General features: G+C 63.0%; 18 protein-coding genes and 1 riboswitch. Of the genes, 12 read left to right on the forward strand and 6 right to left on the reverse strand.

Annotated elements, in window-relative coordinates; genetic code table 11:
- A complete protein-coding gene (locus E4633_RS07740; protein WP_135869685.1) occupies positions 1–1,212 on the reverse strand; it encodes a molybdopterin molybdotransferase MoeA in 1,212 nt (403 codons plus the stop codon).
- Positions 1,213–1,276: 64 nt separating this feature from the next.
- Positions 1,277–1,398, reverse strand: a riboswitch (molybdenum cofactor riboswitch).
- A gap of 334 nt (positions 1,399–1,732) precedes the next feature.
- Here E4633_RS07740 and moaA point away from each other — a divergent pair.
- Positions 1,733–2,713, forward strand: a complete 981-nt coding sequence (gene moaA, locus E4633_RS07745) for a GTP 3',8-cyclase MoaA (RefSeq protein ID WP_135869686.1) — start codon at positions 1,733–1,735, stop codon at positions 2,711–2,713.
- Positions 2,714–2,728: 15 nt separating this feature from the next.
- Complete coding sequence (locus E4633_RS07750; protein ID WP_135869687.1) at positions 2,729–3,157, forward strand: MOSC domain-containing protein; 429 nt, start codon at positions 2,729–2,731, stop codon at positions 3,155–3,157.
- A gap of 9 nt (positions 3,158–3,166) precedes the next feature.
- On the opposite strand, the gene E4633_RS07755 is transcribed toward E4633_RS07750, so the two are convergent.
- Entirely contained in the window at positions 3,167–5,155 is a 1,989-nt protein-coding gene (locus tag E4633_RS07755; RefSeq protein WP_135869688.1) for a cache domain-containing protein, read from the reverse strand.
- Positions 5,152–6,519, reverse strand: a complete 1,368-nt coding sequence (locus E4633_RS07760; protein WP_135869689.1) for a sigma-54-dependent transcriptional regulator — start codon at positions 6,517–6,519, stop codon at positions 5,152–5,154. Before E4633_RS07760 ends, E4633_RS07755 begins: the two co-directional genes overlap by 4 nt.
- 269 nt (positions 6,520–6,788) lie before the next feature.
- On the opposite strand from E4633_RS07760, the gene fdnG reads away from it, so the two are divergent.
- The 6 genes from fdnG (at position 6,789) to E4633_RS07790 (ending at position 14,248) form a co-directional block, all read left to right on the forward strand.
- The gene (fdnG, locus tag E4633_RS07765) at positions 6,789–9,818 is read left to right on the forward strand and encodes a formate dehydrogenase-N subunit alpha (RefSeq protein WP_135869690.1); all 3,030 of its coding nucleotides are present in this window, start codon (positions 6,789–6,791) and stop codon (positions 9,816–9,818) included.
- Positions 9,815–10,654, forward strand: a complete 840-nt coding sequence (locus tag E4633_RS07770) for a 4Fe-4S dicluster domain-containing protein (RefSeq protein WP_135869691.1) — start codon at positions 9,815–9,817, stop codon at positions 10,652–10,654. The genes fdnG and E4633_RS07770 overlap by 4 nt, the downstream gene beginning before the upstream one ends.
- On the forward strand, positions 10,655–11,857 hold the full coding sequence (gene nrfD / locus E4633_RS07775) for an NrfD/PsrC family molybdoenzyme membrane anchor subunit (protein WP_135869692.1): 1,203 nt from the start codon (positions 10,655–10,657) through the stop codon (positions 11,855–11,857).
- A 139-nt stretch (positions 11,858–11,996) separates the two neighbouring features.
- Positions 11,997–13,397 carry a formate dehydrogenase accessory sulfurtransferase FdhD gene (gene fdhD, locus E4633_RS07780; RefSeq protein ID WP_135869693.1) on the forward strand — a complete coding sequence of 467 codons (1,401 nt, stop codon included), beginning with the start codon at positions 11,997–11,999 and terminating at the stop codon, positions 13,395–13,397.
- 40 nt (positions 13,398–13,437) lie between these two features.
- On the forward strand, positions 13,438–13,611 hold the full coding sequence (tatA, locus tag E4633_RS07785; protein WP_129126225.1) for a twin-arginine translocase TatA/TatE family subunit: 174 nt from the start codon (positions 13,438–13,440) through the stop codon (positions 13,609–13,611).
- A gap of 169 nt (positions 13,612–13,780) precedes the next feature.
- Positions 13,781–14,248 (forward strand): bacteriohemerythrin, encoded by a 468-nt coding sequence (locus E4633_RS07790; protein WP_135869694.1) that lies wholly within the window; start codon positions 13,781–13,783, stop codon positions 14,246–14,248.
- 91 nt (positions 14,249–14,339) lie between these two features.
- Here the strand turns inward: E4633_RS07790 and E4633_RS07795 are convergent, their stop codons facing one another.
- Positions 14,340–15,095, reverse strand: a complete 756-nt coding sequence (locus tag E4633_RS07795; protein WP_135869695.1) for an SDR family oxidoreductase — start codon at positions 15,093–15,095, stop codon at positions 14,340–14,342.
- Between the two features lie 259 nt (positions 15,096–15,354).
- Between E4633_RS07795 and E4633_RS07800 the strand changes: the two genes are divergently transcribed.
- From E4633_RS07800 to pdhA, 4 genes are read left to right on the forward strand one after another with little or no spacing between them, the layout of a single operon-like run.
- The gene (locus tag E4633_RS07800; protein WP_135869696.1) at positions 15,355–16,209 is read left to right on the forward strand and encodes an AtaL-like protein; all 855 of its coding nucleotides are present in this window, start codon (positions 15,355–15,357) and stop codon (positions 16,207–16,209) included.
- Between the two features lie 3 nt (positions 16,210–16,212).
- Positions 16,213–16,569, forward strand: coding sequence for a DUF488 domain-containing protein (locus E4633_RS07805; protein ID WP_135869697.1), 357 nt, complete (start codon positions 16,213–16,215; stop codon positions 16,567–16,569).
- A 33-nt stretch (positions 16,570–16,602) separates the two neighbouring features.
- On the forward strand, positions 16,603–18,549 hold the full coding sequence (locus E4633_RS07810; RefSeq protein ID WP_135869698.1) for an aconitate hydratase: 1,947 nt from the start codon (positions 16,603–16,605) through the stop codon (positions 18,547–18,549).
- A complete protein-coding gene (gene pdhA, locus E4633_RS07815; RefSeq protein ID WP_135869699.1) occupies positions 18,533–19,510 on the forward strand; it encodes a pyruvate dehydrogenase (acetyl-transferring) E1 component subunit alpha in 978 nt (325 codons plus the stop codon). The genes E4633_RS07810 and pdhA overlap by 17 nt, the downstream gene beginning before the upstream one ends.
- Here pdhA and E4633_RS07820 read toward each other — a convergent pair.
- On the reverse strand, positions 19,501–21,258 hold the full coding sequence (locus tag E4633_RS07820; RefSeq protein ID WP_135869700.1) for a cation:proton antiporter: 1,758 nt from the start codon (positions 21,256–21,258) through the stop codon (positions 19,501–19,503). The genes pdhA and E4633_RS07820 overlap by 10 nt on opposite strands.
- Positions 21,259–21,271: 13 nt before the next feature.
- Positions 21,272–22,213: a protein translocase subunit SecF gene (gene secF / locus E4633_RS07825; RefSeq protein ID WP_135869701.1), complete on the reverse strand. Its 942-nt coding sequence runs from the start codon at positions 22,211–22,213 to the stop codon at positions 21,272–21,274.
- Positions 22,214–22,688 lie beyond the last annotated feature (475 nt).

Raw genomic sequence — 22,688 nt, forward strand, 5'->3', positions numbered from 1 at the left:
CTATACCTCCAGTTCCAGGGTCGGGTCGAGCAGATGCAGGTCCACTTCCTCGCCGGCGGCAAATTCGGTCCGATCGGCGGGAAGCAGGGCGAGGGCGTTGCAGCGCAGCATGGTCTTCAATATGCCGGTGTTCTGGTCGCCTGAGGTGCTGGCGACGTAGCGGCCGTTTTCCAGGGTCACGTGCACGCGCAGGAAGTTAAGCTTCCCTGCCTTCTTGCGGGCACCCTCCTTGAGCACGCCGCTTACGGTGCGCCGGAATACCTTCTCGTGTCCCATCATCCGCAAAAGGGCAGGGCGGGCGAACTCCTCGAAGGTGATCATGGTGGAAACGGGGTTGCCGGGAAGCGAGAATACCGGGACGCTGCCCTTCATGCCGAAGGCGGTCGGGCCGCCCGGCTTGATGCCCGGCTTCCAGAATTTCTCCTCCACGCCGAGCTCGGCTGAGACCTCGCGCACGAGATCCCTATCGCCCGCGGAGACACCGGCGGAGGTGATCAGGACGTCCGCCTTCAGCCCCTCGTCAAGAAGCGCCCGGTGGCTCTCCCGGTCGTCACGCGCGATCCCCAAGATCACGGGCTCGGCGCCGCAGAGCTTGATCGCGGTGGCGAGCGCGAGGGTGTTGCTGTTCACGATCTGGCTCGCGGTCGGTTCGGTACCGACGTCGACGAGTTCGTCGCCGGTGGAGAGGATGGCGACACGCACCCTGCGGTACACCGGGACGAGCACCGCGGAGAACGACGCGAGAAGGCTCACCTGGGGCGGACCTATCAGCGTCCCTTTCGTGATGACGGTGTCACCGCTTGCGACATCCTCACCCTTGAAGCGGATATGGTCGTGTTTTTTAACCTGCTGCAGCAGCTTGACCGACTCGGCGGTCGCCTCGGTCTCCTCTATGGGGACCACGGCGTCGGCACCGGGGGGGATCGGGGCTCCGGTCATGATCCTCGCGGCACAGCCGGGTGCAATCGCCTCGTCGGAGCTTACGCCGGCGGGGATGTAGTCGGTCACCTTGAGTACGGTGCCGATGGCGCAGTCCGCGCTTCTTACCGCGAAGCCGTCCATGGCGGAATTGTCCCAGCGCGGCATGTCCTTCGGGGCGACGTAATCCTCGGCGAGAACGCGCCCGGCGGCCTCGAGAAGAAGGACCTTTTCCACCCCGGCCGGGGTGACATGGTCAACGACCATCCGTCTGGCCTGCTCGTAGTTTGTCATCGTTACCTCGTCATGATTGATAAAGAAAAAGGCCCGATTCCCATGAAAGGAAAGGGCCCCCTGCGCGCAAGCGGTGGCTTTCTCCTTTCCATAAGGGAGGCGGTGCCGTTTCCGGCAACACCCGTCGGCCGCGGCACCGTGGGGAAGCTCCCTTTAGACGGCCGTGGCTCGGAGACAGATCTGCTTATTCTGGTTTCCATAGCATATTCCCGGGAAAATAAACAATTATTTTGCCTTAAGCGTCCGTCTCCCTGGTGTGGCTGGCTGCGCGGCGGCGGGTGGTAAGTGTATGACATCGCATGCTTTTCTGCACGATGCTCACGGCGTCGGTATGCCAGTATACTTTTTCACGCCCTTTTTACTGGTGGGGCTTATCCCTCATTAAATGGGTTGATTTCCGTTCGACAAACAGAGTATGGTTTTGATCGTGTCCCTGCATTTGCACGGGGCGGACCCGATGTTGCACCGGGGCCCCCGTGTCCGGGACGTCGCGCAAACAGCCAAAGCATCAAGGGAAAATATGTCGCTCATCGATACCTACGGCAGGCGCATCAACTACCTGCGTCTTTCTGTGACGGACCGCTGCAACCTGCGCTGCAGCTACTGCATGCCCGAAGAGGGGGTGGAGAAGCTCGGCCACTGCGATGTGCTCTCCTACGAGGATCTGCTCCGCATCTCGGCCGAGGCGGTCGCCGCCGGGATCGAGAAGATCCGGGTTACCGGCGGCGAGCCGCTGGTCCGAAAAGGGATCCTCGACTTCCTCGCGCGGATAGCCGCCCTCCCGGGGCTCAAGGAACTCGTGCTCACCACGAACGGCCTTCTTTTGAAGGAGATGGCACAGGGGCTAAAGGACGCCGGGGTGCAGCGCCTGAACATCAGCCTTGACTCGCTAAAACCCGAGACCTTCGCGGCGATCACCCGCGGCGGCGAGCTGCAGCGCGTGCTGGATGGGATCGATGAGGCGGAGCGGGTCGGCTTCCCGCCGCACAAGATCAACGTGGTGGTGATGCGCGGGGTGAACGACGACGAGATCCTCGACTTCGCCGAGCTGACCCTGAAGCGCCCCTACGCGGTCCGTTTCATCGAGTACATGCCCACCTGCGGCGACGCGGATTGGCGAGATCTTACCGTACCCGGCGCCGAGATAAGGGAGCGCATCGCGCAGAGGTACACCATCGAGGAGGGGGGGAGCACCGAACGCTCCGGCCCCGCCAGGAACTTCCGGATCAAGGGGGCGCCCGGTTCCCTGGGGATCATCACCGCCATGACCGGGCACTTCTGCGAGGGGTGCAACCGGCTGCGGGTGACCGCCGCCGGGGTTGCCAAGGGATGCCTTTTCTCCGGCTCCGGCGTGGATCTGAAGCCGGTACTTGCCACGGGTGACCCCGAGCTTTTGCGCCAGGAGATCCAGCGCATCGTCGCTGCGAAGCCGGGGCGCCACGAGGTGACCGACGAGGGTGTCGAAACGAAACCATTTGCCATGTCCCGTGTCGGGGGCTAGCCACAAGGAGATAACATGATCGGAAAGGTTGTCGCGGTTAACATCAGCACCAACAAAGGGGAGAGGAAGACCCCGGTACCCGAGGTAACCCTGCGCGAGGAGCACGGCATCGTGGGGGACGGTCACGCCGGCGACTGGCACCGCCAGATCAGCCTGCTGGCCCAGGAGAGCATCGCCAAGATGCAGGCGCTCGGGCTGGACGTGAAGGAGGGGGATTTCGCCGAGAACATCACCACCGAGGGGGTGGACCTCGTGAGCCTCCCGATCGGTGCGAAGATCGAACTCGGGGAGACGCTCCTCGAGGTGACCCAGATCGGCAAGGAATGTCACACCCGCTGCGCCATCTACTACCAGGCCGGAGACTGCGTCATGCCCAAGGAGGGGATCTTCGCCAGGGTGCTGAAGGGCGGGGTGGTGAGACCGGGGGACCCGGTGGTGGTGTAAGGGGCTCGGTTAACGTTCGCAGGGGAGCAGCACGGTGAAACTGCTCCCCTGACCGGGGATGCTCTCCACGTCGATGCAGCCGCCATGCTCCCTGATGATGCCGTAACTCACCGACAGCCCCAGCCCGGTCCCGTTCGACTTGGTGGTGTAAAAGGGGTTGAATACCTGCCTCAGATTCTCCAGTGCGATGCCGACTCCGGTATCGGATATCTTCACCTCGTAGTGATCCCCACTCCCGACCGGCGCGCTCCTGATGCCGAGCACTCCCCCCTGCGGCATCGCCTGGACCGCGTTCAGAATCAGGTTGGTGAAGACCTGGCGCAACTGGTCGCCATCGCCTTCCACGACCGCCATATCCTCCGCGTAAAGCTCGATCACCTCTATCTTCTCCAGGGAAACCTGGTGCCCGATCTGCCCCACGATCTCGTGCAGAAGCTCGTTCAACCGCACGCTGCCGTGCTCCATCTGCTCGCGCCTCGCGAACTTCAACAGGTTCGAAACGATGCGCTCGACCCTCTTCACCTGCTGGAAGATGGTGTCCACCTCCTCGCGGTTCGGGGCTCCCTCGTCGATGGTGAGCTGCAACAGTTCCGTGTTGCCGCGGATGATCGCCATCGGGTTGTTGATCTCGTGGGCGACCCCTGCGGCCAGCTCGCCGATCGCGGCCAGCTTCTCGACGCGCAGAAGCTCCTCACGCGTCTGCACGAGGAGCCGGTTCTTCTCCTCCAACTCCGCGGTTCTTTGCTGCACCTTTTCCTCGAGGTTGCGGTTCAACTCGATGATGCTGTTCTCGCGCTCGCCAAGGGAGCGGCTCATGTCGTTGAAGCGCCCTGCCAGGTCGCCGATCTCATCCCGGGAATCGATGCTGCTTTTCACGTCCCGCTCGCCGGCGGCCACGCGCCGGGTGAGCAGCTCAAGCTCCTTGATCGGCTGGGCGAGCTTCTTGCCGAGAAAAGCCGACATGGAGACGCCGGTCAGTCCGCTCAGCAGGAGGACGAAGCTCAGGAGCACCGCCATGTCGGTCTTCACCGCCGAATAGTGGCTCTCGAGCATGCCGACGTAGAGGGCGCCGATCGGGACCCCCTGCAGCGACAGGATCGGCTCGTAGGCGGTCAGGTACCAGTCGTTGACGACGAACGCCCTTCCCACCCACTTGGTCCCTTTCAAAAGGACGCGCTCGTAAACCGGGGCTGAGAGCTTGGTCCCGGTGGCGCGGCGGCCGTCCGAGTTGGGGACGTTGGTGGCGATCCTCACCCCCCCCTGGAAGATGGTGGCGTTCCCCACGTCCCTGCCTTTTGATTTCGCCCCTTCGTAGACGACCGCCTTGATCTTGTCGACTAGCTTTCGGTTGTTGTTCAGCATCACGCCGCCGTAAAGGGCGCCGAGCACGTTGCCGGCCTGGTCCCGCACCGGGGCGGCGGTGAAGAGGAACATGGCGCCGTTTAAGGGCGCCGGGGGGGAGGGGTCAGCCTTGGTTCCGGCCACCTGGACGTGCGCCTGCCGCACCAGCGCCTCCCCCTCGAGCGTGAGCTCGGAGGTCGGGATGATGGTGGTGCCGCTTACGAGCTCTCCCTTGAGGGCGCGCGCCACGAACTGGTTGCGCAGCTTGTCGTCGCCGAACTGGCGCGGGTTGTTGGCGCGGAAGATCACCTTGCCCGAGGCGTCGACCGCGGCGAGGATGTCGAGGTGCTCGCTTTTTCGTACCGGCGCCAGGGTCGCCTCGAGGGCGCGCAGGTCGCCCGCGGCGATCGTCTCACCGGTGCGGCCGAAGGAGGCGGAGAGCTTCACCGCGTCGTAGAGGCGCGTCAGCTCGTTCAGGTACGCCTCGCGCGCGACGGAGAGGTCGTAGCGGACCTTCTCCTGCGCCTGGGCTGCCACCTTGGCGCTCAGGATGAAGACGCCTGCCATCCAGCAGATGAGGATGGCGATCGCCAGCGGGATCAGCGTGGCGACGGTGAGCTTGGTCTTGATGGGAAAGCGGAGCCTTGGGAAGTTCATGAGGGGATGGCGATGCCGTATTCCGCGATCTTGCGGTCCAGGGTCTTTCTGGAAATGCCGAGGATCTCGGCGGATCTGCTCTTGTGGTAGCCGGTGCCGAGCAGGGTCCGCTCGATGTGCGCCTTCTCCATGTTCTCAAGGGAGACGAGCTGCGGCTGGACCTGCGCCTCCGCCTTTTGCGGGGTCTTGCGCCAGATGGGGAGCTCCTTCGGGGTCACAAGCGGTGTTCTCGCGAGGATCACGGCGCGCTCCATGACGTTCTCGAGCTCGCGGATGTTCCCGGGCCAGTTGTAGCCGCATAGCAGCATGAGCGCCTCGGGGGTGACACCGGTGACCTCTTTCTTCATCTTCACGCTGTACTTCTTCAAGAAGTGCTGGGCGAGCGGTTCGATGTCGTCCTTTCTCTCGCGCAGCGGTGGTAGAGGGATGTTGATCACGTTCAGGCGGTAGTAAAGGTCCTCACGGAACCTGCCGACGCGCACCTCCTCCTCGAGGTCCTTGTTGGTCGCGGCCACGAACCGGATGTCGGCGCTTTTCGCCCGGGTCGCCCCCACCGGGATGAAGTCGCGCTCCTGGATCACGCGCAAAAGCTTCGCCTGGATCGGGAGGCTCATGTCGCCGATCTCGTCCATGAACAGGGTGCCGCCGTCCGCCTCCTCAAGGAGCCCCTTCTGGTGCGTGATGGCACCGGTGAAGGCGCCGCGCACGTGACCGAAGAGCTGGCTCTCCAGCAGGGTCTCGGTAAGCGCCGCGCAGTTGATGGACAGGAAGCGGCGCTCGCGCCGGGCGCTGTTGTAGTGGATGGCCCCGGCGATCAGCTCCTTGCCGGTCCCGGACTCGCCAAGCACGAGGATGTTCGCCTCGCTTGCGGCCACCTGGAGGGTGAGGTCGTAGGTCTCCTGGAACACGGCGCTTCTGAAGATGATCGCGTCCTGAAGGATCGGCTTGCCGAGCTCGGACTTGAGGGCCCGGTTTTCCTGCAGCAGCTGCTCTTTCTCGAGGGCGTTTTTCAAAACGCTCAGGATCTTTTCCTTCGGGAAGGGCTTGGTGACGTAGTCGTAGGCACCGAGCTTGATCGCCTCGACCGCGGCGTCGATGGTGCCGAAGGCGGTCATGATGATGACCGGCAGCGACGGCCTCAGTTTCTTCACCTCCTGCAGCACGGTGATGCCGTCCATGTCGGGCATCCTCACGTCCTGCAGGATGAGGTCGGCGTCGGTTGGGTCCCCCTCGCGCAGCCGGCGCAGGAGCTGCGCACCACCGCCAAAGGTCTCCACGAGGTACCCCTGGGTCAGCAATAGTTTCTTCAGGTAGATGAGGATACCTTCCTCGTCGTCGCAGATGAGAATTCTTTCCTGTGTCATTTTGGGGCGTGCCTCGATCGTTTTCCGCGCCGTTGCTCGACTCTTGCCTTGGACAAAATGTCACACATTTTGACAAAACGACGCAATTGTTAATTAAAGTTAACCTATTGGGGATTCCCGAGCAGCGCGGACAACATTATCATTTCGGAGGTTTACGGTACACAACTATTTTTCTGGTGAACGTAAACACGCTGGCATGGCAATTGCCGTATACGCGGAGTTATAAAACGGTGGCACGACGTTTATCATGGAAAAAGGAGAGATTCAACATGGCAGTTTCACGACGGGAGTTTCTGCAGGGGGGGGCGGCCGCGGCAGCGCTGATCCTCTCCGGCAAGAAAGCAGAAGCGGGCGGCGCAGACGGCACGCAACTGCGCACCAAGGGGCTGAAAAGCTCGACCACCATCTGTCCTTTCTGCGCGGTAGGTTGCGGGCTTGTGGTTCATACCAAGAACGGCAAGATCGTCAACATCGAGGGGGACACACAGCATCCGATCAACCAGGGTGCCCTCTGCTCGAAGGGTAGCGCGCTGTTCCAGGTGGCCAACAACGAGCGTCGTCTGCAAAAGGTGATGTACCGTGCACCCGGCAGCGACAAGTTCGAAGAGAAGTCGTGGGACTGGGCCCTGGAGCGCATCGCGCAGAAGATGAAGGACGCGCGCGACAAGACCTTCAAGGCAAAAGAGATCAACAAGAAGGACAACAAGGAATACGTGGTCAACCGCACCGAAGGGATGGCATTCCTCGGCGGCGCAGGTCTCGACAACGAGGAGTGCTACCTCTGGAGCAAGTTCGCCCGCTCCATGGGGGTCGCAAACCTCGAACACCAAGCCCGAATATGACACTCCGCTACAGTCGCCGGTCTGGCGGCTTCGTTTGGACGTGGGGCAATGACCAACCACTGGATCGACCTGAGGAACGCTGACGCTATCCTCGCCATCGGCTGCAACCCGGCCGAGAATCACCCGATTTCCATGAAATGGATCGAGGCAGCCATGGATCAGGGCGGCAAACTGATCGCCGTCGATCCGCGCTTCACAAGGACCGCCTCCAAGGCGGACCACTACGCTCAGATCCGTCCGGGCACCGACATCGCCTTCCTGGGCGGCATGATCAACTACGCCCTCCAGAACAACATGATTCACGAGGAGTACGTGCGCGAGTACACCAACGCGGCCTTCATCGTGAACGAGAAGTACGACTTCAACGAGGGGATCTTCTGCTCCTTCGACGACCAGGAGAAGACCTACGATCCGAAGGCCTGGGCCTACGCGGTCGACGGCGCCGGCAACCCCAAGCGCGACCACAGCCTCAAGGACCCGCGCTGCGTGTTCCAGCTCCTGAAAAAGCACTACTCCCGCTACACCGTGGACATGGTCTGCTCCATCACCGGCACCAAGAAGGAAGACTACATCGCCGTTGCCAAGGCCTTCTGCTCCACCGGCCGCGCCGACAAGGCGGGTACCATCCTTTACGCGATGGGTATCACCCAGTCCACCCACGGCACCCAGAACGTCCGCGCTACCGCCATGCTGCAGATGCTGCTCGGTAACATCGGCATCGCAGGCGGCGGCGTCAACGCGCTGCGCGGCGAGTCCAACGTCCAGGGTTCCTCCGATTACGGCCTGCTCTTCCACCTGCTGCCGGGTTACCTGAAGTCGCCCGAGTTCGACAACGTCGACCTGAAGGCGTACCTCGAGAAGTGGACCCCGAAGACCAAGGATCCGAAGAGCGCCAACTGGTGGGGCAACACCCCGAAGTACACCGTGAGCCTCCTGAAAGCCTGGTATGGTGACAACGCCACCAAGGAAAACGGCTTCTGCTACGACTACCTCCCGAAGAGAAGCGGCAACTACTCCTTCATGAAGCTTATGGAGAAGATGGGCAAGGGCGAGCTGCATGGTCTTGTCTGCATGGGCCAGAACCCGGCCGTGGGCGGCCCGGATTCGCTTAAAACCCGCGAGGCGCTCGGGAAACTCGACTGGCTCGTCACCGTCGACCTCTGGGAGACCGAGACCTCCATCTTCTGGAAGCGCCCCGGCGTCAACCCGAAGGACATCAAGACCGAGGTCTTCATGCTGCCGGCAGCCTCTTCCGTCGAGAAGGAAGGCTCCATCTCCAACTCCGGCCGCTGGGCCCAGTGGCGCTATAAGGCCGCCGAGCCGGTCGGTGACGCGAAGAGCGACCTCTGGATCATCAACCAGTTCGCCACGCGCGTGAAGAAGGCCTACGAGAAAGGCGGCGCCTTCCCCGAGCCGATCACCAAGCTCTCCTGGAACTACGGCAAGGGCGAGGAGCCGGAAGTGCACATGGTGGCCAAGGAGATCAACGGCTACTTCACCAAGGACATGACCATCGTCGACAAGGACAAGACCCTGGAGTTCAAGGCAGGCGACCAGGTCCCGATGTTCAAGTACCTGCAGGACGACGGTTCCACCGTTTCCGGCTGCTGGATTTACTGCGGCTCCTACACCAAGGAAGGGAACCAGATGGCACGTCGCGACCTGACCGACCCGACCGGCCTGGGCATGTACCCGAAGTGGTCCTGGGCTTGGCCGGTCAACCGCCGCATCATCTACAACCGCGGTTCGGTCAACCCGGACGGCGCGCCGTTCAACCCCAAGCGCGCCGTCATCGCCTGGGACGCCCTTGAGAAGAAATGGAAGGGCGACGTGCCCGACGGTCCCTGGCCGCCGATGAACGACGCCAAGGAAGGGAAATACCCCTTCATCATGCTGCCTGAAGGCCACGGTCGCCTTTACGCCCTGGACATGAAGGACGGTCCGTTCCCCGAGCACTACGAACCGGTGGAAAGCCCGGCCAAGAACCTCATGTCGAAGACCCAGACCAACCCGGCGGTCAAGATCCCGGCCAATATGTCGAGCGACACCGCCAAGTTCCCGTTCGTCGGCACCACCTACAGGATGACCGAGCACTGGCAGGCAGGCGCCATGACCCGTTCGCTTCCTTGGCTCGTCGAACTGGTCCCGACCATGTTCGTGGAGATCTCCCAGACGCTCGCACGTGCCAAAGGCATCGGCAACGGCGACATGGTCAAGGTAACCACCGAGCGCGGTTCCATCGAGGCGAAGGCCCTGGTCACCTCCAGGCTGAAGCCGTTCAACGTGCAGGGAAAAGAGATAGAGCAGGTGGGTCTCCCCTGGCACTTCGGTTATGCAGGCATGGCTACCGGCGACTCGGGCAACGTCCTCACGCCGTCGGTCGGTTGCGCGAACACGAGCATCCCCGAATTCAAGGCATTCCTCTGCAACATCGAGAAAGGGGGTAAGCGCGCATGAGCAGCGAAAACAAAGATTTCGGCAAGAACAAGGCATTTTTGATCGACATGACCAAGTGCACCGGCTGCCGCGGCTGCCAGGTTGCCTGCAAGCAGTGGAACCAGTTGGGCGCCGAGAAGACGGAGTTCTTCACCGGCGAGGGTTACCAGAACCCGCCGCTCATGTCGGAATACACCTTCACCCGCATCAAGTTCCGCGACTACGAGAAGAACGGGCAGAACGAGTTCGCCTTCTACAAAGAGATGTGCATGCACTGCAACGAGCCGGCCTGCGCATCGGTCTGTCCGGTAGGCGCCTTCAAGAAGACCAAGGAAGGCCCGGTCACCTATGACGCGGACCGCTGCATCGGCTGCCGCTTCTGCATGGTCGCCTGCCCGTTCGGGGTGCCCAAGTACGAGTGGAGCAAGGCGCTGCCGCTGGTGAGAAAGTGCACCGGCTGCTACTCCAGGGTGAAGGAAGGGCTGAAGCCGGCCTGCGCCACCACCTGCGTCTCCGCCATCACCTACGGCAACCGCGAGGATATGATCAAGGAAGCCAACAAGAGGATCTCGGCCCGTCCGGAGAAGTACCTGAAGAAGCTCTACGGCTCCGAAGAGGCCGGCGGCACCTCCGTCATCTACCTGACCGCGCTCCCCTTCGACGAGCTCGGTTTCAAACCGGTCACCAAACGCCCGCTCCCGTCCTACACCTGGCAGGCGCTGCGTCTCGTGCCGGGGATCTTCCTCACCGTCGGCTCCTCGCTGTCGCTGCTTTCCTGGTTCAACCACCGGAAGGAGAGGATCGCCAAGGAAGAGGAACAGAGAAAATCCGGCGCCACGCCGAAGGAGGAGAGCTAGATGACCGCTGCAAAGATAATCGTTAACGAGATCAAGGGATACCACCGCTTCGTTAAGTTCCTGATCGTCCTGGTGTCCCTCGGCGCGCTCGCCTCCCTGGCCCGTTTCGTCTTCGGCCTGGGCGTCACCACCAACCTGAACGACACCTTCCCTTGGGGTCTCTGGATCTCCTTCGACGTCGTCACCGCCGTTCCTCTGGCGGCCGGCGCCTTCACCCTCGGGGCCATCGTGCACTGTTTCCACATCAAGAAGCTCGAGCCGCTGGTGCGCCCGGCCATCGTGACCGGCTTCCTCGGCTACTCGCTGGTCTGCGTGGGGCTTCTGCTCGACCTCGGTCAGCCGCAGCGCTGCTGGCACACCATGGTGTACTGGAACCCGCACTCCCCGATGTTCGAGGTTTCCATGTGCATCGCCGCCTACACCACAGTGCTCTTCCTCGAGTTCCTGTCGCCGGTGTGCGAGAAGTTCGGCTACCACGTGCCGCTGCGCCTGCTGCGCACCATCGAGATGCCGCTCGTCGTCGCTGCGGCTTCCATCTCGACGCTGCACCAGTCGTCGCTCGGCACGTTCTTCCTGATCGCGGTCGATAAGCTGCACAGTCTCTGGTACAACCCGCTCCTGCCGCTTCTCTTCTGGCTCTCCGCCATGTGCGCCGGTATCTCCATCATTATCGTGGAGGCCACCATGAGCCACAAGTACATGGGACAGCCGGACGAGAGCGAACTGCTCGAGACCCTGGCCAAGATCCTCCCCTGGGTCATCACCGTGTACCTGACCGTGAAGGTGTTCTCCCTGGTGGCACTCACCGAGGGGCCGCTCTTCAACCGTCCCGGCCTGCTGGTGCTCTTCGCCGTCGAGGTCGTATGCGGCGTCCTTCTCCCGCTGGTCATGCTGATGAACGGCAACGTGCGTGAGAACAACCGCCTGCGCGCCACCGCCGCCTGGCTCGTCATCGCGGGCGTCATCCTGAACCGCTTCAACGTCTCCATGTTCGGCATGGAGGCTCCGGGAACCTTCTACTACCCCTCCCTCCTGGAGTCCGTGGTGACCATCGGCATCATCGCGGCGCACATCCTGTTCTTCGTGCTGATCGCGAAGTACTTCCCGATCTTCGAGCACCACCCGGAAACCGTGGATTACTCCATCCCGGACCACTTCCGCAAAAACGAGCAAGGCAACGCACACGGCGCCGCCAAGGCCTAAGCGTGAAGGAAGTACCGGCCCTTGAGGCCGGGTAATACAGAAGTACGAGGAAACCCTCCAAGGTCCCTCTCCCGCGCGAGCGGGGGAGGGACGGGTGGGGCAGGGCTAGGTAAAACGCAAGCTTTCAAGGAGTCCGCAGGTGGCAACCATTTACAGTTTCAAGAAGGGCGTAGTGGAGCAGGTGGATGGCGGGGTGGTGAACGAATACCCCCTGCAGCTGGTGGTGAACGGGCGCGAGATGGCGACCCTGATCGCTTCACCGCACGACCTGCGCTTCCTGGTCGCGGGCTTTTTGCGCCTGCAGGGCTTCGTCTCCAGCGTGGACGACTTTCTCGCCCTCGCCATCTGCCAGGACTTCGGCGCCGCCAGCGTCACCATCCGCGGCGAGCTCCCCGAGCGCCTGAAACCGGTACTCACCTCCGGCTGCGGCACCGGCATCACCTTCAACATGCCCAAGCCCGAGAAGAAAGCCGGGCCGTCCCGGGTGCATGCGCCCGAGACCATCTTCGCCCTGATGCAGCAGCTGGCGGTGAAGAGCGAAGGTTACAAGAACCACGGCGGGATGCACTCCGCAGGCGTCGGGAGCGAGACGCTCCTTTTGCACGCGGAAGACATCGGCCGCCACAATACCATCGACAGAATCGCCGGGGAGGCCCTCCTGAAAGGTATCTCCCTGGCTGGAACCATACTGGTGACCTCGGGACGCGTCTCCACCGAACTGGTCGCCAAGGCATCGCTTTTAGGCATCGACGTGATCGCCTCGCGCACCTCGCCTACCGACATGGCGGTGAAGATGGCAGAAGACGCGGGCATCACCCTGGTCGGTTACGTCCGCGCCGACAGCTTCAAGGTCTACACCCATCCAGAAGCGCTCAGCATGGGGGGGGACGATAGAATCGCCGGGGTGACCGGCGTGATCTTAGCCGGCGGCGCCTCGAGCCGCATGGGGAGCAACAAGGCGCTCCTGCCGCACAAGGGGGGACGCTTCATCGAGAGCATCTACCGTGAGCTTTCCGAGCTCTTCACCGAGGTGATCCTCGTGACCAACACCCCGGAGCAGTACCAATTCCTCCCGTGCCGCAAGGTGCCCGACCTCTACGTCGGGATGGGAGCGCTGGCCGGAATACACGCCGGGCTCGCCCAGGCGAGTAACCCCAGCGTCTTCACCGTAGCCTGCGACATGCCGCACCTCGATCCTGCCCTGATCAGGCACATCGTGAGCCGTCGGGGCGACTGCGACCTGGTCCTCCCCATGAGCGAGCACGGCTTCGAACCGCTGCACGCGCTCTACAACAAGAGCGCCCTGCCGGCCATGGAGTCCTGCCTGGAAGAGGGGAAGCGGCGCATCGTGTCGATACTTCCGCAGCTTAAGGTGAACGAGGTCCCGGCAGGCGAGGTGGCGCACTTCGACCCACGCTTCGACTCCTTCAGCAACATCAACACGCCTCAGGAGTACTACGAACTCAGAAACAACGACAAGGCCCGGAGCGAAGGTGCGATCCCGGCCGCCAACGAAACAGCTCAGAAAGCCCAGGCCTAAGCCGGGCCGCCCTAAAAAAGGCGTTCAAAGGAGAAGGTAAATGTTTGGATTCGGTATGCCGGAAATGATCATCGTACTCGTCATAGCACTCGTGGTAGTCGGCCCCGCCAAGCTTCCGCAGCTTGGGCAGGCCCTCGGGAGCAGCATCAAGAACTTCAAGAAGGCTTCGGCCGGCGAAGACGTGGTACAGCTGAACGAGGAGAAGAAGGCTTAAGAGCCTGCAATGTCATCGTGCCCCTGCAGCGCCCCGGGATCCAGCCCGGGGCGTTTTTTTTTAACGAAAGTTCTCAAGCAGTCGGGGGACGGTGCCGATGGATACGATAACCGGCAAAAAACCGGGGAAGGCCGGCAGCAGCGGCCCGGCAGTTAAAGGAGAGTACTTGATGTTGACGCAGTGGCGTGACGACATGGCAACGGGGAGCGAGGCGATAGACAGGCAGCATCAGGAGCTGCTGCGCCGTGTCGATGATCTGCTGAAGGGGGCCAAGAGCAGGAGGGGGGCCGAGGAGATCGGCAGGCTCATGTGGTTCCTGAAGAAATACGTAAGGTGGCATTTTCGCGACGAAGAGAAGCTGCAGCTCGAATCCGGCTTTCCCGGGTACCAGGCACACAAGCACCAGCACGAGATCTTCTTCCGGGAGGTGCTCCGCCTTGAGAGCCTGCATACCGAGCAGGGGGACAACACCCTCATGATCGTGGCGGTGATCACCGCCATGTGCGAGTGGCTCCGTTCGCACTTCAACAAGCTGGACAAGGAGTTCATCGACTACCTGAAGGCGACCGGCCAGGACCAGGGTAGCGGCGGGAGTGATGGGCACGGCAACGACAACGGTAACGGTGAACTGCACTGAGCGGGGCAGGGCGCCCACGAGAAAAGCTAAAGGGGAGCTTCCGGTTTAACGGGGCTCCCCTTTTTTATTGACCATCCCTTCTTTCTCCGCCTCAGGAGCGGTCCACCGCCAGTGGCCCCCAGGCCTGGTGCACCGACATCACCTCGACGCTGTTCACGTTGACCCGTGCCGGGACCGAGGCGACCCAGGCGACGATGTCCGCGATGTCCGCGGGCTGCAGCGCCTCGGTGCCGGTGTAGACGCGTCCCGCCATCTCGTCGTCCCCCTTGAAGCGCACCTTCGAGAACTCGGTCTCGGCCATGCCGGGTTCGATGTTGGTCACCCGAACCGCGGTGCCTAGGAGGTCCGCGCGCAGGTTGCGGGAGAACTGCTGCACGAACGCCTTGGTCGCGCCGTACACGTTGCCGCCGGGGTAGGGCCAACTGCCGGCGACCGAACCTATGTTGACGACGTGCCCGCGGTTTCTCGCCACCATCCCCGGGAGGATGGCGCGGGTGCAGTACATCACCCCCTTCACGTTGGTGTCCACCATGGTGTCCCAGTCCTCCAGCGACGCCTCGTGGGCGGGCTCGAGGCCGAGGGCGAGCCCCGCGTTGTTCACCAGGAGGTCCACTTCGGCGAACTCAGGGGGGAGCGAAGCGAAGGAAGCGGCCACCGCCTCGGCGTCCCTTACGTCCAGGGCCAGCGTGTGCACGGGCGTCTGCGCCGAGAGCTCCCGCTGCAGCGCGGCGAGCCTTTCGGCCCTGCGGGCCGTCAGCACCAGTTGCCATCCCTTTTCCGCCAGCGTGCGCGCGCAGGCGGCGCCAAAGCCCGAGGATGCCCCGGTTATCAGTGCGGTCTTCTTCATGCTGAAAATCCTCCCGATCCAGATTCGCCTGCCAAGGTGGCCATCTTAGTCCACAACGCCTGCCAAGACAAGCGCTACCTGGGCTTTCTCCATGCTTCGGGCATCGGGAAGGCTTACCACCCCCGCTACGCATTTTCCCATGAAAATGCCGGGGAGACCATTGCCCGGTTTCCACAATCGGGTAAAGTTGTCGAGTTGTGTCTTCGGAACGGGGCATTTATCTAATGAACCGTTGGGCAAACGAGCGGAGGTGCACGCCATGCGCAAGATATCTTTTAGCTGCGAGGTTCACGCTGCGCTGGACACGGTATGGACGCTACTCGTCGACAAGGTGGAACAGCCGCACTCCTACCTGCCGGGGGTGACCCATGCGCGCGTCCTGCAGCATTACGGCAACGGGCTTTTACGCGAGATCAAGACGGAAGGGGTGGTGATCAAGGAAAAGGTGGTGCTCGACAAGCCGCACGGCGAGGTGCAGTACTTCCTCATCGATCACCCCCTTTTCAGCGGCCGCGTCATCAACCGGGTCGTTCCGTCATCGGTGCAAAGCCCGGTGGCCCCTCTGGTCCTGACCATCGAGGTGGACTGGGTCCCGAAGGACGACGAGTCGGAGCGGATGATCCGCAGGGATCTCCCGGAACAGATACAAAGAGAGGTGATGAGCTTGAAAGAGAGAGCCGAAACACTGGAAAAGCAGGAAGCGATGCCACTTGCCACCCCTTACGCCTTCGGGGCCACCGTCACGCTACCCTTCGCTGAAGCGCTGCCAAGGGTGCACCAGGAGTTGCAGAAGGAGGGCTTCGGGGTGCTCTTCGAGATCGACGTGAGGCAAAAGTTCAAGGAGAAGCTGGACAAGGAGTTCCGCAACTACCACATCCTCGGCGCCTGCAACCCGGGCCTCGCCTACCAGGCCTTCGGGGTGGAACTCGACATCGGCACCCTGCTTCCCTGCAACGTCGCGGTCTACTCGGCGAACGAGACCCGCACCGTCGTCATGATGATGGACCCGGTGGCGGGGCTCGCCCTGGTCGGGAACCCGCAGCTGACCGAGCTCTCGCACACGGTGCAGGATAGCCTGAAACGGGTGCTCTCGGCCCTGCAGCAGCCGGTGTAAGCCATGATCGCGCTTAAAAGAGTGTACGACGCACCTGGTCCGGACGATGGCCTGCGCATCCTCGTCGACCGGCTCTGGCCGCGCGGGGTGAAAAAGGAAGCGGCGCACCTGGACCGCTGGGAGAAGGAGCTCGCCCCGAGCGACGACCTGAGGCGCTGGTTCGCGCACGACCCGGATAAGTGGGCCGAGTTCAGGCGCCGCTTCCGCGAGGAGCTCGCCGACAAGGGGGCGCTGCTGCACGAACTCGCCCGGCAGGGAGAAAAGGGGCGGGTGACCCTGCTCTACGCCGCGAAGGACGAGGAGCACAACAACGCCGTGGTCTTGAAGGAGCTTTTGGAGGAAGAGGGGCACGGCCGGTAGGGCGCGGCCGCGGTCGCGCGAAGGAGGTCGAAAATGGGCGACAGTCTGTCCATGAAGATACTGAAGGAACACCTCGTGGAGGGCGAACTTGTGCCGGGGAAGGAGATCGCGATCAGGATCGACCAGACCCTCTTGCAGGACGCGACCGGCACCATGGCGATGCTCGAGTTCATGGCAACCGGGATCCCGCGGGTGAAGGTGGGACTCGCCGCACAGTACGTCGACCACAACCTGCTGCAGACCGACAACAAGAACGCCGACGACCACGCCTTTCTGGCCAGCGCCGCGGCAAGGTTCGGCGTCCGCCTCTCCAAGCCGGGCAACGGCGTCTCGCACCAGGTGCACCTCGAGCGCTTCGGCGTTCCCGGCACCACGCTTCTGGGCGCCGACTCCCACACCCCGACCGCCGCAGGGATGGGACAGCTCGCCATCGGCGCGGGAGGGCTCGACGTGGCGCTCGCCATGGCGGGGTACCCGTTCCATCTCACCTGCCCGAAGATCTTCGGGGTGAAGCTCAGCAATCGCCTGCAGCCGTGGGTGTCGGGAAAGGACGTCGTCCTCGAGATGCTCCGGCGCCACAGCGTGAAGGGTGGGGTGGGGAAGATCATCGAGTATTACGGCCCTGGTGTGGCGACCCTTTCGGCTACCGACCGGGCGACCATCGGGAACATGGGGGCGGAGCTCGGCGCCACCAGTACCGTCTTCCAAAGCGACGAGAACACCCGTCTGTTTCTTGAGGCGCAGGGGCGCGGCGAACTCTGGCGCGAGCTTATGCCCGACCCGGACGCGACCTACGACGAGCATGACGAGATCGACCTCGCCCAGGTGGTCCCGCTGATCGCCTGCCCCTCGTCGCCGGACAACGTCGTGCCGGTCTCCGAGATCGAGGGGCTCAAGGTGGACCAGGTCATCGTCGGGAGCTCGGTCAACTCCTCTTTCCGCGACCTCATGACGGTCTGCCGCATCCTCGATGGGCGCAGGATCGCCCAGGGGCTCTCCTTCCACATCAACCCTGGAAGCCGCCAGGTGCTTGAGAACGTGGTCGCCCAGGGGGGCTTCATGATGCTCCTTCTGGCCGGAGGACAGGTGCACCAGCCTGGCTGCTTAGGCTGCATCGGCATGGGGCAGGCGCCGGGGACGAACCAGGTGTCGCTCAGGACCTTCCCGCGCAACTTCCCCGGGCGAAGCGGCACCAAGGAGGACCGCGTCTACCTCTGCTCGCCGGAGACGGCAGCAGCCGCCGGCGTTTTCGGCGTGGTCACCGACCCGCGCAAGCTCGAGGCACTTCTCCCCTGGCCCGACGTGAAGAACCCGGAGCGCTACCTGGTCGACGACTCCGGGATAGAGCCCCCCCCCGAGGACGGCAGCGGCGTCGAGATCGTGACCGGCCCGAACATCGTCCCGTTCCCCGAGTTCGAGGCGCTGCCGGAGGGCCTCGAGGTCGAGGTGATCATCAAGGTGGGCGACAACGTCTCCACCGACACCATCATGCCGGCGGGCAACAAGGTGCTCCCGTTTCGAAGCAACATCCCGGCGATCAGCAAATTCGTCTTTGAGCAGGCCGACACCGAGTTCTCCCTGCGTGCGACGGAAAAAGGGGACGGTGCCGTGGTCGGCGGGGAGAACTACGGACAGGGTTCGTCGCGCGAACACGCGGCACTCGCCCCGCGCTACCTCGGCATCCGGGTGAAACTGGCGAAGAGCTTCGCAAGGATACACCGCTCCAACCTGATCAACTTCGGCATCCTCCCCCTCGTCTTCCGCGACCCGGCGGACTACGACCGGATCGGCCAGGGTGACCGCATCTCTATTCCCAAGGTGCGGGAACTGGTGCAAGGCGGGGCGAGCGAGATCCCGGTCTTCGTGAACGGGCAAGAAGTGGCGACCCTGCTGCAGGCCTCGGAGCGCGAGCGCCGCGAACTGCTGGCAGGCGGGCTACTGAACGCGGTGAAGGAGGAGAGTCATGGCAGAAAAGCTTAGCGATCTGCTCCAGGCTGAGGAGCTAGTTGGATTTTACGAGCAGATGGTGCTCTGCCGCGAGTTCGAGGAGAGCTGCGCTGAGCAGTATTCGAAGGGGCACATCACCGGCTTCCTGCATCTCTACACCGGGCAGGAGGCGGTCGCCGTTGGGTGCACGGCGGGGCTCAAGAAGACGGACTACATGCTCTCCGCGTACCGCGACCACGCCCAGGCCATCGTGCGCGGCGCCGATCCCAAAAAGGTGATGGCGGAGCTCTTCGGCAAGGCGACCGGACTTTGCCGCGGGAAGGGGGGCTCCATGCACCTTTTCCAGCCCGACATCAACTTCATGGGGGGGTACGCCATCGTCGGCGGCCAGTTCCCCATCGCCACCGGTCTCGCCTGGGCGAGCCAGCTCCTCGACGAGGACCGCGTCACCGCCTGCTTCTTCGGTGACGGCTCGATGAACCAGGGGACCTTTCACGAAGCGCTCAACTGGTCGCGCCTTTGGGACCTCCCCGTCCTCTTCATCTGCGAGAACAACTTCTACGGCATCGGCACCGAGGTGCACCGCGCCTCCGCCCAGGCGGCGTTGCACCGGCGCACCTGCGGTTACGACATCCCGAGCGAGAAGGTGGACGGCATGGACGTGATCGCCATGTACGAGGCGACGAAAAGGGCGGCCGAGTGGGTCCGCGAGCGGCAGCGCCCCTATTTCATCGAGGCGGTCACCTACCGCTTCCGCGGCCACTCCATGTCCGACCCGGCGAAGTACCGAAGCGTCCAGGAGACCGACGTATGGAAGAGCCGCGACCCGATCCCGAACCTGTCGCGCCGGCTTTTGGAAGAGGGACTGGCGACCCGGGAGCAGCTCGAGGAGATCGACAGGCGCTGCCTCGCCCTGGTCGAGGAGAGCGTGCGCTTCGCCGAGGAGTCGCCCTGGCCCGAGGACGCCGAGGTCTATGAGGATATCTACGTGTGAGTGAGCACCGGACCGATGGGGCGGCCGGCTACGGCCAGTTCGCCCCTGACCCGGTCCCGCTCCCGTTCGATCTGTTCGTCAGTTGCACCGAGGGCGCGCATCATGTGCTCGGTCATGTTGAGCGCGACCTCTCCTTCGCCCGAGAACACCGCGTCAGCCCCGGCGCGGTAGAGTCCCGGGACATCCCGCAAGTAGGTGGCGCGCGCGAGGATGCGCACCTCCGGGTTCAGCTCCCTTGCCAGCTTTATCACGTCCTCTTCCCCCTGCATCCCGGCCGAAGTCAAAACTAGCGCCACGGCGGAGGCCATCCCGGCGGCCTCTAGGGTGTCCCTTAGCGTCACGTCTCCGTACAGGGCGGCGGTTCCCTCCTTTTGCAGCTGGCGAACGGTCTGCAGGTTCATCTCCACCACGAAGGGCTCGATGCCGTTTTCCGCGAGAAGGCGGGCGAGGGTCTTGCCCGTCGGGCCGTAGCCCACGACTACGGCGCGATCGGCGCCGTGCACCTCGTCGGCCGTCTCGACGCCGTCCCGCCCGGGTCGCGCGCGCTCCTCGAGATAACGCCAAAAGCGGGTCGTCTTCGCCCGCCGCTCCAACCCGGGGATCATGCGGTACAAAAGCGGGTTCAGGCTGATCGATATGATCGCGGCGGCCACTATGGTGTTGGCGCCGCTCTCCCCGAGCACCTTCAGATCCCTTCCCACCGATGCGAGGATGAAGGAGAACTCCCCGATCTGTGCGAGCGCCACGGCGACGGCCAGGGCGACCCGCGGCGGGTAGCGCAGGGCGAGCACGATCACCAGGGCGGCAAGCGGCTTGCCGAGCATGATGATGCCGAGCGTAGCGAGGACGAGGCCCGGGTGCTGCACCAGATGGGAGGGATCGAAGAGCATCCCGACCGAGACGAAGAAGAGCACCGCGAAGGCGTCCCTCATCGGGAGCGCCTCGGAGGCCGCCCGGAAGCTGAAATCCGACTGCTTCACCACCATCCCTGCCAAAAAGGCGCCGAGCGCCATGGACACCCCGAAGAAGCTGGCGGAGGCGACGGCGATACCGAGGGCCAGCACCAGGACGGCAAGGGTGAAGAGCTCCCGTGAATGCGTCGCGGCCACGTGCTCCAGGATGCGCGGGATCAGTTTCCCCCCCACCAGGAAGGTGACCGCGACCAGCAGCGCGATCTTCAATAGGGCGAAGGCGACCGCTGTGGCGAGGCCGGTCTCTGCGGTTCCCTGCGAGCCGAACAGCACCGGGAGGATGACCAGCAGGAACACGGTCAGGATGTCCTCCACCACGAGCCAGCCGACCGCGATGTGGCCGGCCTGGGTGTGCAGCTCGTTGTTGTCCACCAGGACGCGCAGAAGTACCACGGTACTCGCGACGGATACCGCGAAGCCGAAGATGATCGCCGCCGGCCAGCTCCAGCCAAGCCCAAGCGCCACCAGGGCGCTCAGGATGGTGGCCACCGCACTCTGTCCCAAGGCCCCCGGTATGGCGGCGCGTCGCACCTCGAGCAGTTCCTTGAAGTGGAACTGCAGCCCGACGCCGAACATGAGCAGGATGACGCCGATCTCGGCGAACTGCTCGGCCATGTGCCGGTCCGCCACGAAGCCCGGGGTGCGCGGGCCTACCGCGATGCCGGCCAGGAGGAAGCCGACGATCGAGGAAAGGCCGATGCGGTGCGCCAGGTAGCCGAAGACGAGGGCGGCCAGAAAGCCGCCGGTGACCGTCGTGATCAGGTTAAACTCGTGCATAAATCTCCTCCCGTTACGGCTCGTACCTTGGTGCTGCCAGGTCCCGCTTTAAGTGTCTTGCGTCCTGCCTTTTCTCCAGTTCCAGCACGATGGGGCTCGCGATGAAGATGGAGGAATATGTCGCCACTACCACCCCCGATACCAGGGCGAGCGCGAAGTCGTTTATTGCGGTGCCGCCGAAGATGTAGAGCGAGACGGCGGCCAGAAACGTCGTGAGTGAGGTGATCACCGTCCTTGGCAGTACCTCGTTGATGCTTCTGTTGAATAGGACATCCTTTTCTTCGGGTACGAACTTGCCGAGGCTCTCCCTGATCCGGTCGAAGATGACCACCGTATCGGTCAAAGAATAACCTGCAATGGTCAAAACGGCAGTAACGAATAGCAGGTTTATCTCTTTGCCGAGCAGGTAGAAGAGGGCGATCATGAAGAGGACGTCGTGCAAGGTGGCAGCTATCGCACCTATGCCGAAATTGAAATCGAAGCGCCACGCTATGTAGAGCACTATGCCGACCATGGAGAACGCTACTGCCTTCAGGGTATCCTTTTTGAGCTTGTCGCCGATGGACGGTCCCACCTCGTTGGAGCTTTCCACTGTCAGAGCGTTGTCGGGAAATTCCTGCTGCAGTCGTGCGGTAACCGTGTCGGCCACGTTCAGCGAGGCGGTTGCCGACCTGCCGACCTTGATCAACAGTTGGTTCGCACCGGTTATCTCCTGCAGGTGCACTTCCTTGTTGAGCTTCTCCGAGAGGATGTGCTGCACGCGCTCGAGAGGGACCGGCCGTGCAAAACTCACCTGCACCGACGTCCCGCCGGAGAAGTCGATCCCCATGTTGGCCTTGTTCCTTGCGATCTGCAGCGAGCCGATGAGACCGATGATGGCGATTAACGACGAGATGGCGAAGCTTATTTTCCGTTTTCCGATGAAGTCTATGCTGGTGTTTTTTATCAGTTCCATATGCGCTCCTTGAGCCGGTTGAATACCGGCCCCGTCTTTTGGTGGATGAATGGTCCGACCCGGGGCGCAGGCGCAGGTTGCACGAATCCCGCAATACCTTCTTTCAGATGCGGAAGGGGGGCGACGCTCTTTCGGGTGTCTCCGGTGCTGTGGGTACACGACAGCGCAGCCGCAGGCTTCACAACGAAGGTTGCCGGTGGTTACGGGAGGACCTAAAAAGGCGAGGGTGCAGGTTGCGGCGGATGTGCATGCCGTGCCTGGTACGAGCGGACTATGTGGAGATGTGACGCTGGAGGCTAGGCTGGAGGTGCTCTGGCCGAAACGGCAGAGGTGTCCGCCGGAGAAAAGAAGTTCCGTACGGGCGTTAGGTGAGCGGGAAGGGACGAAAGAAGCCTGATCGCCGGTGGTGTCGGGGCGAGCGCGGGGGCGGCTGACGTCTTGGCCGCCTTTACCTGCGCACCCTTGCCGGCGTTTT

Source organism: Geomonas terrae, from assembly GCF_004791675.1.
GTDB classification, from domain to species: Bacteria; Desulfobacterota; Desulfuromonadia; order Geobacterales; family Geobacteraceae; genus Geomonas; species Geomonas edaphica.

What these genes read in the sequence shown, in the direction of transcription:
- E4633_RS07740 (WP_135869685.1), bottom strand. Translation starts at nt 1,212, where the DNA reads ATGACAAACTACGAGCAGGCCAGACGGATGGTCGTTGACCATGTCACC.
- moaA (WP_135869686.1), top strand. Translation starts at nt 1,733, where the DNA reads ATGTCGCTCATCGATACCTACGGCAGGCGCATCAACTACCTGCGTCTT.
- E4633_RS07750 (WP_135869687.1), top strand. Translation starts at nt 2,729, where the DNA reads ATGATCGGAAAGGTTGTCGCGGTTAACATCAGCACCAACAAAGGGGAG.
- E4633_RS07755 (WP_135869688.1), bottom strand. Translation starts at nt 5,155, where the DNA reads ATGAACTTCCCAAGGCTCCGCTTTCCCATCAAGACCAAGCTCACCGTC.
- E4633_RS07760 (WP_135869689.1), bottom strand. Translation starts at nt 6,519, where the DNA reads ATGACACAGGAAAGAATTCTCATCTGCGACGACGAGGAAGGTATCCTC.
- E4633_RS07770 (WP_135869691.1), top strand. Translation starts at nt 9,815, where the DNA reads ATGAGCAGCGAAAACAAAGATTTCGGCAAGAACAAGGCATTTTTGATC.
- nrfD (WP_135869692.1), top strand. Translation starts at nt 10,655, where the DNA reads ATGACCGCTGCAAAGATAATCGTTAACGAGATCAAGGGATACCACCGC.
- tatA (WP_129126225.1), top strand. Translation starts at nt 13,438, where the DNA reads ATGTTTGGATTCGGTATGCCGGAAATGATCATCGTACTCGTCATAGCA.
- E4633_RS07790 (WP_135869694.1), top strand. Translation starts at nt 13,781, where the DNA reads ATGTTGACGCAGTGGCGTGACGACATGGCAACGGGGAGCGAGGCGATA.
- E4633_RS07795 (WP_135869695.1), bottom strand. Translation starts at nt 15,095, where the DNA reads ATGAAGAAGACCGCACTGATAACCGGGGCATCCTCGGGCTTTGGCGCC.
- E4633_RS07800 (WP_135869696.1), top strand. Translation starts at nt 15,355, where the DNA reads ATGCGCAAGATATCTTTTAGCTGCGAGGTTCACGCTGCGCTGGACACG.
- E4633_RS07805 (WP_135869697.1), top strand. Translation starts at nt 16,213, where the DNA reads ATGATCGCGCTTAAAAGAGTGTACGACGCACCTGGTCCGGACGATGGC.
- E4633_RS07810 (WP_135869698.1), top strand. Translation starts at nt 16,603, where the DNA reads ATGGGCGACAGTCTGTCCATGAAGATACTGAAGGAACACCTCGTGGAG.
- pdhA (WP_135869699.1), top strand. Translation starts at nt 18,533, where the DNA reads ATGGCAGAAAAGCTTAGCGATCTGCTCCAGGCTGAGGAGCTAGTTGGA.
- E4633_RS07820 (WP_135869700.1), bottom strand. Translation starts at nt 21,258, where the DNA reads ATGCACGAGTTTAACCTGATCACGACGGTCACCGGCGGCTTTCTGGCC.
- secF (WP_135869701.1), bottom strand. Translation starts at nt 22,213, where the DNA reads ATGGAACTGATAAAAAACACCAGCATAGACTTCATCGGAAAACGGAAA.